This is a genomic window from Burkholderia sp. WP9 (assembly GCF_900104795.1).
Classification (GTDB): domain Bacteria; phylum Pseudomonadota; class Gammaproteobacteria; order Burkholderiales; family Burkholderiaceae; genus Paraburkholderia.
Genome location: NZ_FNTG01000001.1, coordinates 2,677,211 through 2,690,737, shown reverse-complemented (window position 1 = coordinate 2,690,737; position 13,527 = coordinate 2,677,211). Strand labels below are relative to the sequence as shown.

Genomic DNA, 13,527 nt, shown 5'->3' with positions numbered 1-13,527 from the left:
GGAGGTGCTTATCCGTGCCGCCAGGCTCTCCAACCCCCGCACAGGGTCAATGATCCCGGAACCGTGGCCACTGAAGAAGTGGTACCGCCATTTCTACCACATCTTGCAAAAGGAGCGGATTACGCGCGGCGCCAAGGGCGTTACGGTTCATGGACTGCGCCACGCTTACCTGCAAAGGATGTATGAAGAGGTAACCGGCGTACCGACGCCGATCAAGCGGCCCGATCATCGCCCTGACCCTGTGCTCCACCAGGCGGCGATGCAACGGCTTGTTGAGGCGGCAGGACATAGCCTCGCGGCTAAGGCTACCGCATACGTTTCGACATTTGCCACCGTTGAACGTCTTTCCAGGCCCGTCGTTTCTCCCGAAGAGGCGATAGCGGCCGTTTTTGCCGCAAGCGGCAACAAGTCCGACGCAGCCAAAAGCCTCAACATTTCCAGGCAAGCCCTTTATCGAATCCTCTGGCGAAGTGCCCCAATCGGCCGGCAGCGCCGCTCGCGCGCGAGGGCTCGATCGTGTTGGGCGAAATACACCGCGGCTCTGATCACTGACTCATAAAGGAGACTATTGCCGATCTGTATTGAGTTGTTGACTTGGCTTCCTTGACACAGCCGGGGCATGACGGCGGCGGCCCGACCGCGTCATGGCCAGCGCCGCTACAGTGAGCGAGCGGCCAGCTAAATCGGATGTCTTCTGTGAATGACCGGAGCGGTTATTTCACGGATGCGGAGGGATGAGACCTTTTGCGGTCGAACTGGCGGGTGTGAAGTGTTAGACGGACGGTTTGATCCGCGGCGTGGACGCAACTGATCATGTCGGCCGCAACAATCATGTGAGCACATGCAGGTGCGCTGCTTGAGGCTATCCAATGCGTGTCCCTTCCGATAATTGCCGCGCTTTACTTCCTAGGGACCAAGGTCTGACGAAGCTCGGTACGGCTCGCGACGCACGTGAAGAAGCCGCGGTATTCTTCACAGAGACGCCAACGGGAAAGCCAGATCTCGGATGAATATAACCAACTGGTGTGCGCGCAAATCTCACGTGCGCCCACGTGCGCCACGGCCGATCTCTTCGGTGTTTCGTTGCGTGCGCTCTACTGGTGGCTAGCGCGCACAGCAAGCCAGGGCAGTTGGGACGGGATTGCCGGCTAGCAGGTCCTGCAAGGTGCAATGGTCAGTTACCGAAGACGTTGCCCGCCGTGCCCGGCAGGCGGTACGGGGCAGCTGCTCTGACCTCGAGAGCGGTGGTCGAACTGTGCCCATATCGGAACCTTGGCCCTCCGCTTGCTCCGTGCTCGACCCGAAGTTGCGGCGTGTCATCAGCCGATCGAAAGAACCCCGAGCCGACTCGCGTTGCAGCATTCAGTTACAGAAGCTGGGCGAAAGACGCCGAAAATCGCCCTCTTTATCTCAAAGTCGCCGTAACGCGTTATAGCCTGGAACGTTGTCCGTTAAACAATTCCCAGTTTCAAGCCTCGGTGCGTCCGGCTTAAATGAGATCGTTACCTCTCGGGACGGTAATCCCGCGTGATGATCACTGTGCGCTGTTGCTGGGCGGCTCCAACGGATGAAAGCTACCGTTGGATAGCGGCGTCAGCCTTCATCGCGTCGGCATCATCGAGCCTCCTGGGAATTCGTTGACCCGGCGCTGATCAATTGCGAAGCTTCCGTGCGAGGCTGCCGGTTCGGAAATCTTGCGAGCAACTTCGTCTGGCTCCCACGATTTGCCGCTCATTTATCTTCATGCCGCAATGGTCTGCTTGTCGGCAAGCCATCGTTGTAGCTTCGGACAACATACCTGGCAGGATTTCGCGCGTTCTTATCCGCCTGCCAGCGCTTTGCCTTGCCACCGTTCCCCCGATGCGCGCAGCAGCCGTCATGGCGCAGTGTGCCCGTTGCAGTCCAAAGCTCCAGGCATTGCAGCCGAATAGCGGGTATCTTCGTTGATGACCGGTCGCCTCAAGGAACCCGTCCGCTATCTCACACTTTTCGAGTTCGCCGGAATGGCAGTATTTCTCACCGGCTGTCTCATGCACGTCCTGATGGTCATGCGGGGCCGTCGCATGGTGAGTCGCTGCCGCCAGCATGCTGACGAGGAGCAGATTGCATCAGGCACGAACCTTTTCTCGGCAGCGGCTCTGCGCTACCGACGGATGACTGTCGCTCCACCCGCGTCGTTGAAAGGCCTGTCAACATCGTCACCATTGCTGAGTCTCGTCGCCGAATCGACTCTACGATAACCACTGTTGACACAGAGAGGGGTCGTAACCAAGGCCTCCGCCGAATGCGGACGCAAGGAGTCGCCCATGACCGAACGATTTCGCGCACGCGTGCATCATCCCGCGCGCGTATTTATGCCGGTTCAGGCAATCCTCGGATATCCGAATCGATACGCGAGAGAGCCCGCAGTGGCGGAACATCGCCAGAAGTTTGTCGATTTTTCGCGAAAGCTGCGTGCCGTGCTCGCTTCCCTACTTGGGGAGTGCTACTCCCTGCGCGAAGACCGGACCGTGTTGACGATAAGCGGGTTTGCGCGCCCGATGTTCAGGGCGACTGTGTCGTCTTGTCCGACTTTGGTGTGTTGTCATTACACATGTCCAATGGTCGGGGCGCGTGTCGCGGGGCCTGGATGCTGACAGATTGCACGTCGTGACGGAAACGGGAAAATCGGAGACGCATCCCTGTCCCCTTACATACGCCGCGCCCGCCGTTCACTTCCTGAGTTTACTGCCAGCCGAATTCCGGTGTCCGATTGAAACTATCGCAATTATCGACAACGAAATGAGCGAGGTCGGATTCGGCGTCACCTCACTGCTCAAGTTAAGTGAGTTCCATCGCTTCCTTCGCGTGAGGCGCGAGCGCGCCCGCGGGAAAATACCAGTATTTCGCGGCCTTCGTACAATGGGCGAACGCCTACGTACTGGTTGCCGACCAGTGACAGGCACCGGCCCGGCGCAACGCGGCTGCCGGCGCACGATTGAGAGAGAGAAGTGATGTCAGACCCGTTTTCAGGTATTTGCGGCAATTGCCGTTTCCTGATCGTGTAGTTGAGTGTGAAGACGGGTCGCCGCGGCTTGCGATGCAAGCGGCATCGGTTGGGCGAGCATGCCGGGTTCTGGTGCAGGAGAGCTGCCGTTGCGGTCGATCCGGCTGCGCTGATGCATGGCCGTGAACCGCGACTTGCATATGTCACGAGCGGCGCGCGCGACGCGGATTTGCGAAATTCGCGCGCTTGATCAGTCAATCCGTTTTTCGAAAATCGCTCTGTTTTGTCAAGCAAAACAAGGCGATGCAGTCAGTCCACCAGTGGCGCCTCAGGCTATAACACGTTTCACGCGGCGGTGCTTATCCGGGAGGCACACGCCCCAGGTCGAAGAAGCGCAGAGCCCACCAATCGTCGAAAACTGGGGAAAGCGGCGGTGTGGTGCGAGGGCGATATGCCTGCGGAGCGGCTAAGCGACGCGAGACGCTCGTCTCGGGCGAAAGGTAGCAACCTAGCGCCGTCAAAAAAATCTATTCGGCGGTTTCGGGATGAGGTCCAGACGCGTGATCCCTTCGCGTGACAGGCGGGCAGCGCCGTTCATCGCCGCCCGCAGGTCGTGCCTGCGCCCGGGACGCGCGTGAATGCGTGACGATTCTTTATAGCCGCTTATTGTCCTTTTTTTTCGAAAGCGATACGTTTTTGCACTCCATTCCGTCGTCATTCGCGCGCAGAGTCGCGTATCGTTAATACTGTGGCTGCGGAAGACTGCGGTACCAGGCCAAGTGTGAGATAGGACTATGACCCATAATGGACTGCTTCGACCAGTCAAAAAACGCAGTTGCTACCTTATTGCGTTTCTCTATGAAAAGGGACTCGCTGAGGGAAATTGGACGACGCAGGCGGGCGCGTTGAACGCGCTGGGCGTCAGTCGGGCGGAACTGTCGTTGGCGCTTAAGTTGGATGTATTGCCAGACGGGCTGATGGAGTTGTTCGAAAGGCCTGCTGAGATAACCCCTTATTCGGTGCGCGTTATACGCGAGGTTATAGCGCGAGATGGCCTTGAAATCGTGGGTCAGCGAATTGGGCAGCATGTTGCCGCTGGCAGCAAGTTTTCAGGCAGGGCGGTGCTTGCGATGGTAAAAGGACAAGTGTCCGCGTCGAAGCGAGCATTGCCCTGGCCCCGCGAGTCTGAGAATCGAATCCTGAAAAGGACGCTAGACTTACCCAGGACCATCTCCGACCGATATCATCTCGGTGTTACCAGAGGGGAATGGACCAGTTACAGCGGTTGCTCCCGTGCGCTCAATATTTCCCGAAAGAACATACGCGACGCCGTGTACATCAAAGCGCTCAGGGACAGTCTACCGGCTCTTTTCAGCGAGACTGAACTGACTTTCGCCGTCGGAAGGAAACTCCTTGCGCTTGACAAAGAGTGGGGCAGAGAAGCGCTACTGCAGCGAGCGAGAGGTGTAAGGTCTGAAGTGAAAGGGGCCACCGCCGAAACCGTTCTTCGGGAGTTTAACGGCGAGAACGTCCAGCCATCAGACTTTTCTCGTGTGCGCATCAGGAAGGGCAGGGGAACAAAGCGACTCATTATTGAGTGCGACCACGCAGAATTCCTCTTCCGATACCGTCGCGAATTGGAGATCGCAATTCGCAGCGTTGTGAAGAAACTTACCGTGAGTCCCGGGGCTATCGAGTTGGCCCGCTTCCTGCACAATCATCCCGGCTTCAAGAAGGCGCAGAGTTCCCGCGTATCAAAAGCGCATTCCAGGCTTTGATCGCCCCTGGTCTCAAGGGTGCGACAGCGCGTGCGCGCAATCCGAATGCGGAATAGTTGACGACCTTTCCTCTGGCAGCTTTGTGCAGTCGAAGGTATGGCGTCTTCATTGGAGCTGTGTTCTCAAAACACCGCCCTGGCTGCGGTCTCCGCGTCGATCTGCCCCAATCCTGCCTGCTTCACAGGCGGCACATTCCTATCCTTCGTTGGGTCCACATTCACGCTGCCGCTCGTCACGGATTAAACGCTAACGGCTGCTGCCCCGTGGCAGATAACAAGGCTGATGAAGACCGCGCTTCAGTTGCTTCCTTTTACCGCAGCGTTGCCTTGACTTCCGACTGCACATGGCATGCTGAAGTTACTGAAACTTGTTCTACTCAGCGATGTGACTTATGCCAGCGGTCGGTCAATCGACCGTGCGAACTCGCCAACCTTCGAAGTCCACGACCTGATGGACAACCTCAGGATTGCAGCACCTGGAGACTTTGGTTCGCTACTTCATCGACGCGTGTGACCATGATCGCAGATGGAGGTGGAGTAGATCGTATCAGGCGGGCTGTTCTGCACAAATCGAACGTACGGCACACATTGTCCCACGCGCTTCAGTCAATACGTTTGCAATACTAATGAGACATGTATGGCATACACGCAGGCCGGAGGTGAACTTTTGGCCGACGCTCTGCAGTCAACGAAAGGAGAAAAATGGAACATGTTAAGGCCTTGCTTTCTCTCTCGGCACAGGATGCCTCAAATGACGCTTCCTGCTATCGAGATCTGATGAAAAATCCGAAAAAATTGGGTGGCAACCGCGATGGGTGGATCGCGCATCGACGTCGTTTGTGTTTGCCGTTAGCAAAACAGGTTGCGTCGACACTGAAGGCAATGTCTGACGGTGCATTCGTTGTACGCCGCGGAGTAGTACTGGAGCACGCACCGGGCACGCTCAATCCGGTGACCTGGGTAGATTGTCTTGCTGTCTCTCCCTTCGGAGTGTTCGTCATCGACCAGTACGATTGGATCGGAACTGTAAAGCGCTCGATGAACGAAAACGAACTTCTCGTGCGTGAAAACTCTGGCGTCGTCTGCGTTAAAACTTCTCCGTTGCGACGGGCAAAGCCGGCTCTGCGACACCTGCGGCCGATACTCGGCGAATACAGCTGTCCGGTTGGGTGCATCGCCGTATTTGCTGACCAGAATTGCGCGCTTGACCCCACGTTGCCGGAAACAATCCTGCAAGGTTCCGAGCTGCACCATTTTATGCGCACACGCTTGAACCGCTTCCGCGACAGTCACTTTCGACATCTCGACTCCAGGATGATCGCCGCACATTTGCAATGGCGCTGCGCGGACTGGGGGAACCGTTGATGCATGCACAGCGGTGCCAACAAAGCCAAATGGCGAGGGAAAACGCGTTGTGAGCGACAACCAGGGGCGCACCGGTATCGGAGGCCGTATCGTGAATCCGGCGGCGTTGATCGGCAGGTACGCTTTTCATCGGGCTACGCGTCTGCCGACGGGTGCGGATCCTAGCTAGCACAAGCACGCTCTCGACGACATCTGCTGTCTCGTTGCGCGGGGAAAGGCGCCCTCTTTTTCGCAGCTTTCCACCCGATGAATGACATGGAGGAGGCTATATTTCTTGCACACCCCGCGTTTTCTAACGCATCGACCCGGAACGAGCGGAACCCTTCCATGGGGCGTCGTCCTTGCTTCCTAAGCCTCCTATGCGAAGGTGCCTCTCGGCGCCCCCTTTTTTCTCCCCGCTGGGACCATTACTCATGATCTCGTAAGGGTCCGGAACGCGACAGCGTTCTCTATGGAGCAGCGTCTTTCTTGTGTTGTGAAGCGTCGTCGGCTGATCGGGTTTTCGGACCCGGTCATTAAACTAATTTTCATCATGGAGTGGTTCATGGAAATAGTCGTTGTTGAACTGTGCTACGAAGGAGGGACTGTTCTTACCGATCGCGTCCTGTTAGATCGCGAATCAGCTGAGGTAACTCTGCCGCCGCGTTTGTCATCTCTTATGGAAATTCTCGATCAATCCGATCAGCGTAAATCGTTCATGGCGGAATGCGGCAGCGTTCGATTCCCGGTGGAGCATGATCGGGAGGGCGGCTATTTCATTAACTTCGATGCCGCTTCCCGTAAGAAACGTTCTTCTGGTGTTGAGCGGCCGGTTTCGCCGACAGCCGGGCAGCGGAAACTTAACGGTCGTTTCGCACATACGCTCAGCGCGCTTGCGGTAGTTGGCGCATGCTTTGAAATGGTAACCGCCGACCGTTTGAACTGGGCATCCCTTCTTGAGCCCGTCATACTTCTTTTATTGGCGGTAGTATTGTTCATTGTCGGGCATCGGAGCTTTGGCGTCGATAGCCTTTAAGAATAGTCGTCCTCGTTGGGCTATCACGCGCTGATTGTCGCAGTTCCCCATAAGTTCAGTGTGTATGTTGTCGCCAAACAGATGGCTGTCAGTAGAGCCGCACTTCGGGTGCGGCTCATCCGCAGTAATGCCGCTAGATGGTTACTCGCGGCTGCGATGCGCCTGAGACTGGCATCCCCAGGTTCGCGGCTACGAAGCCCGTTATTCTGATGACGACACCTTTGACGTCCGCGATCCCGGCAGGCAATCGACGAGCTCGCCCATACTGTGCTTTTCCCCCGTGGCTGAACGCTCCGTTGCTCGAATTCATTTGGTGCGGGCGCGAAACATCAGGCAATCGCGGTCGCATGTGCACCAACTTAAGCTGATATCAGGATGCGAAGCATCATCGGGCGCAAGTGTGCTCATCTTCTCCGGGATCGGCTATTTTGCGCTCATCAGCTGATGACGGTGGTTGATTCTTCGTGTTTGTGACAGGCGGTACAGGCGCGGCTCGATGCTTCTGGCGCGCAATGTCCGGTCATGCAGTGGGGCAGCCCTCCGGCGGCAATGCCTCGCATGCCGCAGCGGTGCTTGTCCACATCGTGCACCATACTCACCGGGGTAAGAGGTAATGGATGAGGACAGAAGTGCAACACAAATGCCGTTAGCCTCCGGCATTCAGAAGGTTACATTAGGCTCGGAATTGATTTGAGCGACGACCAGCGAAGGGACTTAAAATTATCGTGCGTTTTTCAAGACAGGCGCGTTCGAAACCGAAGGAGATAAGCATGGCTGCGCGAATGTGGTCAGCAAAGGACAACCAGTCGTCAGGAAATTGTTGCGAAACAGGAGGGCTTGGCATGCGCGCCGGTTCTTTCGTATGCAAGCATTGCCAGGCCGCGGTTTTCATATTCGCCACCTCATACTCGAGAATTCTGAGGGAAGTCATATCGGGTTCGAGGATATTTCCGGCTTTCATCGAATGCAAAGCATGACAAACAGTGCGCATTCTCTATTTTCGAAAGCCTCGCTGTGAGGGGCACCCGCTCGCAAGGCTTGATCGAAATGATCAGTCGAGAAGTATATTGCTTTCGGCTCCTGGCAATCAACGGTAATCGAGGGACGACGCGAGCGGCATTGTCAGAAGCAGTCACGGAGCCTTCCGATGCGACTACCTGTCGGAGTTTTTCATTTTCAAGTAGTCCAAATCGATTGTTGTGAACCTACCTGAACACAGCCAGGCCCGTCATTAGATTACGGTCCGATTGCGGGGCTATCATACGTTAATAAGCCGGTCGAGGCTGGTCTTCAGCGGGGCGGCCGTTGATCTAGTGCGCGTCAAACCTCGCCCCTTCAGGGCGGGGAAAGATAGCGCGGACGGCATAGCCGTCCTTTGGAGTGCTCAGTGCGGCGTTCGCTGTTGCTCGATGTATTGACGGATCACTGCAATGGGAGCGCCTTCCCAGCTACCTTCGAAAAGGATGGTGACCAAAGCGCACCTCCTGACAATTTGCGCCGGATGCTCGGGTAGTTCTTCTTTCGGAGCATGCGGCTCGAAACGCCCCTCAGGCTGTTCACCAGCGCCGATACGGCGACCTTGGGTGGATAGTTCACCAGCAGGTTCACATGGTCGTGTTCGCCGTCGAACTCGACTAGCTCGGCCTCGACGGCGGTGGACACGCTCGCAAACACAACGCGCATATCGTCGAGGATATCTTTCGTGAAGACGCCACGCCTGTACTTGGTGACAAAGACCAAATGCACGTGTATCAAGAAACCGCAGTGGCGTCCGTGTCCTATGTCGTTACCAGTGTTCGTAGATCAAATTATATTCGCGACTATGGAACGACTCTAGTTCTTCAAATTCGAGGGCTCGATCAAATCTGAAGTGCAACACCTTCCTCGTGGAAGGTGCGTACGTGCAAAAAAGAAGAACGTACCAACGGCTTCAGCCTGAAAAGCGCATGACCGTTGCAAGTATGAAGCGGCAGGGTTCGAGTGTTCGGGCCATGGCCCGAACACTCGGGCGCGCACTATCAACTGTGAGCCGCGAGCTGACCAGAAACACGTGTGTTCTGCCGTGCGCTATGCGTCTGCGCCGGCACAGTCGCTCAGCGCGAGCCGGCGTGAGGCTACGCGCCCATGTTCCAAGCTGCACCCTCAAAGCGTGTCGTGGCGCGTCGTACTCACCCTGCTGGAATGGAAGTGGTTGCCCCAGCAGATCTCAGGTACCCTCAAGCGCATGTGGTCCAACGATCCGACCCAGCACGTCTCGCACGAGACCATCTACACCGCCATGTATGCCCAGCCACGCGGTGAACTGCGCCTCCAGCTGACAGCCTGTCTGCGCCACGGCCACAGCACGCGTATGTCACGCAAGCGTGGCACTGACTGGCGCGGCCAGATCCCCGACACGGTGAGCATCCATGTGCGCCCGCCTGAGGTCGGGGACCGGATGATGCCCGGTCACTGGGAAGGCGACTTCATCAAGGGCGCCGGCAACCAGTCTTCCGTCGACGTGCTGGTTGAGCGCACAAGTCGCCTGGTGCTGCTGGTGAATATGGAAGACGCCACCGCCGCCTCGGCACTGGCGGGCTTCACTGCCAAACTGAATTCGATCGCCGCCCCACTGCGCCAGAGCTTAACCTACGACCAGGGTAGGAAATGACCCGGCATCAGGTGCTTAGCGCCGCCACCGGCGTGTGCGTGTACTTCTGCGATCCCCACAGTCCATGGCAACGCTGTACCTGCGAGAACACCAACGGGCTGCTGCGGCAGTATCTGCCGAAGGGCACTTCACCTCTCGATCTACAGTCAGGACGAACTCGATGCCATCGCCGACAGCCCCAACTGCCGCCCTCGCGCTACCCATGCATTTGATTCGCCATTCGAGGTCTTCGAACGTATGCTTGCAACCGCTGCGATAATCTCAGCTTCCATTCATTACCCGCTGTTGCGCTTCACCTTTGAGACCGCCGTCAAATACAAAGCGTTTTTGCGAACCGATACTTACCATTCTCATCATTGGCAAGCCGATGACGTTTGACGCGAACACTGAGTCCAGTTAGCTGGTTGTGGAGGAAACCGGATTCCAGCAGCACCATCCTGATGCAGGTGATTTCCAGGAGAAGCAGCTCAACATCAACGCATTGCTTCGAGCGCGCTTCGACAAAGCCTGCAAGCAAGGCCACATCAAGGTCCTGCAGCCGGAATGGATACGACGGGTACGGAGCAATGGACTGTTCAAATTGGAGCCAGACCTTGGCCATGATGGCGCGCATCATGTCGTTGCATCCGATCTTGTCGGCGCAACGCTTGACCTGCTCCAAGAGCGAGGAATCGGACATGGACGTCTCTCAAGTGGAAGGATGCTGCTCCATTAACGCGTCGTCTGCCGGACATGCCAAATCGTGCGCCCCATTGGGTTGGCCGATAGGATAGCCGCTTAGCGCGCCATGTCGGCGTTTTGCCAGAAGGCGCGCTGTCGCCCGCGGTAGTTTGCTCGGTGGGCGGCGACGATCGGCTTCGATATTGTGCAGCGATATATGCCCCTCGAACCTCTCCCGGATCGGCTGGCAGTAGTGTCCAAGAATCATCTGGATGCGGGTAGGGCCGTGTCCAAGCGATTCGCTGAGTTCCACCAAAACCTCGTAGGGGGCCATTTCCGCCTCCAGCATTTCGACTGCATTCTTGAGCGCATACGTGTAACGAAGTGAATGAAAGCTGATTGGCCCGACCATACCAGCCCGGCGGAGCAGTGCTTTGAGTCGATTCATTGCTGATCTGAGCGTCTTGCCGTTGCCAGTAATCAATTCGAGATTGTATTCGCGAGCGTACGCGAGCGCGGAACGGATTGCTTCGATCGTCTGCGGGCGCTCGCTCTCGATGATCCGCACTTGCCTCGGCCTTGCGTTTTTCGAGCCACGCATCAGCGGAAGCGTGGAATCGCCGCGCACGAGTGCGTCAAGCCACATTCCGAGATCGCGTGCACACATCAGCGCCTCCTTGCGTCGAAGGCCGAGATGCAGTGCGAGCGATATCATGTGCATGAGCCCTTGGTCTATCCCTTTCGCTCTGCCGATCAACTCGTCAATTTCAGTCGGGTTCAGGGCCCGCTTTGTCCCTTTCCTTACTCGTCGAACGAGTTGAAGTTCCTTGTTGTTGCACACCTCGTCAATGTTCCGGCCGGCAAGGCGTGATGTGACACGAACAGCCGAAAATATGTTCGCAAGGGTGCCCGCGGTTTTGCCCTGCGCCATGCAGTATTGGGCATAGGCATGAATCACCCATTCCGGAATTTCACTGACCGATGCGCGTAGTTCCCCTAGCTGCCTGGCAAAGCGCAAAAGGCCTGTTGTATCGAACCGCCTGTTCTGCTGAGTTGCAAAGCTGCCTCCTGCTTTTTTGCTGCTTACTGCGGAATTGTGTATGGCCTTTGACATCATGCTCATGAGCTAGCTCCCGGCTGTGACCCGCATGTCAACTCATGTTCGCCCGCGGGGGGAGGCAAACACGGCCCCAGTCACGATGAGCTCGTGACAGATCCGGAATACGTTCGGATGTCTGCAATGACGGGCTTGGCCGGGGCGGGGCGAGCGCGTACGTAAGCAATTGAATTCGGGGAGAGGGCCGGGTAATGCGTTGAGCTGTGGGATCCGGTTACGGATAGGTCCTTGGTGAAAGCAGGTTCTGGATGGAAAGTGGAAGCCCGCGAAGAGGAATTGCGTCAATGCGGGAGCGGTGAGTGGCGGGTGTCTGACAAAGACACTCCTTCTGCACCCGTCATGGGAGCAGACGCCGCGATTGGAGCGCTTGCGGCCTTCATCCGGAGATGAGTGAATCGCAAGGTTTGTCTTGATGGATACAGCGCTGTATATCGCAAGGAGAAGATGCTTCCTCGACATCGGGATGACATTGGCGGCATGGCCGCGTCACGAACACCGCTCGTATCTGTGGCGTAGGCGTCAGGGAGCGAATCCCTGGTACGTTGAAAAGACTCGCCTGTACGGAACTTCCGTTGGCGAGCGATCACTTACCGCACAGGCGGTAACTGGTCGCGACGCGACACCGACTGCGCGTGCTGGCCTGAAAGAGTGAGAGAGGCACCACGCGAATGACGCTGTGGGAACTTCTTGCTTTGGAAAAGGCTCTGGCTCGATTGAGCCGTGCACGCCCGATTCATGTTGATGCTGCTAACACGAACTTGGCAAAGTGCTTTGCTTCGCCGTGAGGCTGAGCAATGCTTGTATAGAAATTGGGCTAAAACCCCCCCAACCCCCAGCAAGGGGGGTAATGGTCGATGCTCGTGACGTGAGCGAACGGTACTGCAATCATTAGAACATAGCTGCAAAGATAGCAAAAGGGGGGTGTCGCTTTCGCACAAAAAGCAGGTCGCCGCAGCATGGGCAACGTCCTCGAGTGGCCCACGACGCAACACTATGTGGTGACCTTCGATCGCACACCAGTCCACGGTCGGCGATTACGTTCGGCCCGCATCCTGGCGCGCTTCCTTGCCTGACCAACGGGTTGGCGGCGTACGTCACTGCGAATGGGGGACGAGAGAGATTCTGTTGTCTGGCCAACGCAGATTTGAGCAATCGTTGAGCGAATCGTAGTCAGTCGGTGACAGCCGCATTGTCTCAGCGCGGTACATCAGTGGGGAGTAAGGTGGCCGCCACGATCGACGCAAACAGCGTGGCCGCGTCCGCGAAGTGCTCCAACGAGAAATTGGCCGATCCGCGCAGTGCTCTGAAAAGTCGTCCTTTCCTCGCGGCCTGAAGGCTGAATATCGCGGGCTACGTGAGCGTCAGTGTGTTCGCGCTCAGATGGGGGGCCGTCTGGAATACGGTAATTCGCGTGTCGGCCGGTAGGTCGTCGGCGCATGCGGCCGTGCGAAATCCCGGTCACCGATGCTATGGCCGCAATGTGGGCAGTGCAGTTCTCTCCGGTGCAACGCGACGGCGCGTGGTTGCGGTTCCCTCTGGGACGAAGCTGCGACCGATGAACGTCGCGCAATGAGCTGCCTCCTCTGCCGGCGCGCACCACGGTCCATCATCCAGCCCATGCCTACAAACATTACATTGAGTCCAAGTAACGGCCATGCGATGTCCATGCTGGCTCCCCGCTGTTTCGGTGTGTCGAGCATAGCATGGGTACCGTGAGCCGCCGGCTTGCCAGTTTTGACGGCGTGGGGGTATATTCACGCCTGCGTCCACAACGCATCGATCTTGCACTGCCATAGCCGTCCGTATTTTGCGATCGGCCTGTCGGCAAGGCCGTTCGCCCGTACGCCTCTGGTTGGCTCTCTGGACACTGTACGCGCTCCTTGGCACTGTGAGTTTTAGTGCCTGTCTTTCGGCTGTCCCTCCTCCTTCCTTTTTTTCTTCTTTGCGAACTTCTGAC

The 13,527-nt window shown here is 57.1% G+C and carries 7 protein-coding genes and 2 pseudogenes; 5 read left to right on the top strand and 4 right to left on the bottom strand.

Features of this window, described 5'->3' with window-relative positions; genetic code table 11:
• Window positions 1–49: 49 nt before the first annotated feature.
• The 4 genes from BLW71_RS42230 to BLW71_RS11925 all read left to right on the top strand — a co-directional run bounded on the left by BLW71_RS42230 (window position 50) and on the right by BLW71_RS11925 (window position 7,143).
• On the top strand, window positions 50–559 hold the full coding sequence (locus BLW71_RS42230; RefSeq protein ID WP_286161983.1) for a helix-turn-helix domain-containing protein: 510 nt from the start codon (window positions 50–52) through the stop codon (window positions 557–559).
• Window positions 560–3,780: 3,221 nt separating this feature from the next.
• A complete protein-coding gene (locus tag BLW71_RS11935) occupies window positions 3,781–4,764 on the top strand; it encodes a hypothetical protein (RefSeq protein WP_091796509.1) in 984 nt (327 codons plus the stop codon).
• Between the two features lie 701 nt (window positions 4,765–5,465).
• Complete coding sequence (locus BLW71_RS11930) at window positions 5,466–6,128, top strand: nuclease-related domain-containing protein (protein ID WP_091796508.1); 663 nt, start codon at window positions 5,466–5,468, stop codon at window positions 6,126–6,128.
• A 544-nt stretch (window positions 6,129–6,672) separates the two neighbouring features.
• Window positions 6,673–7,143, top strand: a complete 471-nt coding sequence (locus BLW71_RS11925) for a hypothetical protein (RefSeq protein ID WP_143048324.1) — start codon at window positions 6,673–6,675, stop codon at window positions 7,141–7,143.
• A 673-nt stretch (window positions 7,144–7,816) separates the two neighbouring features.
• Here the strand turns inward: BLW71_RS11925 and BLW71_RS40830 are convergent.
• On the bottom strand, window positions 7,817–8,134 hold the full coding sequence (locus BLW71_RS40830) for a hypothetical protein (RefSeq protein WP_143048323.1): 318 nt from the start codon (window positions 8,132–8,134) through the stop codon (window positions 7,817–7,819).
• A gap of 393 nt (window positions 8,135–8,527) precedes the next feature.
• Window positions 8,528–8,925, bottom strand: a pseudogene (gene tnpA, locus BLW71_RS11920) (IS200/IS605 family transposase).
• A gap of 164 nt (window positions 8,926–9,089) precedes the next feature.
• Between tnpA and BLW71_RS11915 the strand changes: the two are divergent.
• A pseudogene (locus BLW71_RS11915) lies at window positions 9,090–10,045 on the top strand (IS30 family transposase); the annotation flags it as partial.
• Window positions 10,046–10,103: 58 nt separating this feature from the next.
• On the opposite strand, the gene BLW71_RS11910 reads toward BLW71_RS11915, so the two are convergent.
• A complete protein-coding gene (locus BLW71_RS11910) occupies window positions 10,104–10,472 on the bottom strand; it encodes a hypothetical protein (protein WP_091796506.1) in 369 nt (122 codons plus the stop codon).
• Window positions 10,473–10,481: 9 nt separating this feature from the next.
• Window positions 10,482–11,576 carry an integrase domain-containing protein gene (locus BLW71_RS11905; RefSeq protein WP_091796505.1) on the bottom strand — a complete coding sequence of 365 codons (1,095 nt, stop codon included), beginning with the start codon at window positions 11,574–11,576 and terminating at the stop codon, window positions 10,482–10,484.
• Window positions 11,577–13,527: the final 1,951 nt, after the last annotated feature.

Coding starts and splice junctions, on each gene's coding strand:
- BLW71_RS11935 (WP_091796509.1), top strand. CDS start 3,781: ATGACCCATAATGGACTGCTTCGACCAGTCAAAAAACGCAGTTGCTAC.
- BLW71_RS42230 (WP_286161983.1), top strand. CDS start 50: ATGATCCCGGAACCGTGGCCACTGAAGAAGTGGTACCGCCATTTCTAC.
- BLW71_RS11910 (WP_091796506.1), bottom strand. CDS start 10,472: ATGTCCGATTCCTCGCTCTTGGAGCAGGTCAAGCGTTGCGCCGACAAG.
- BLW71_RS11925 (WP_143048324.1), top strand. CDS start 6,673: ATGGAAATAGTCGTTGTTGAACTGTGCTACGAAGGAGGGACTGTTCTT.
- BLW71_RS11905 (WP_091796505.1), bottom strand. CDS start 11,576: ATGAGCATGATGTCAAAGGCCATACACAATTCCGCAGTAAGCAGCAAA.
- BLW71_RS11930 (WP_091796508.1), top strand. CDS start 5,466: ATGGAACATGTTAAGGCCTTGCTTTCTCTCTCGGCACAGGATGCCTCA.
- BLW71_RS40830 (WP_143048323.1), bottom strand. CDS start 8,134: ATGCGCACTGTTTGTCATGCTTTGCATTCGATGAAAGCCGGAAATATC.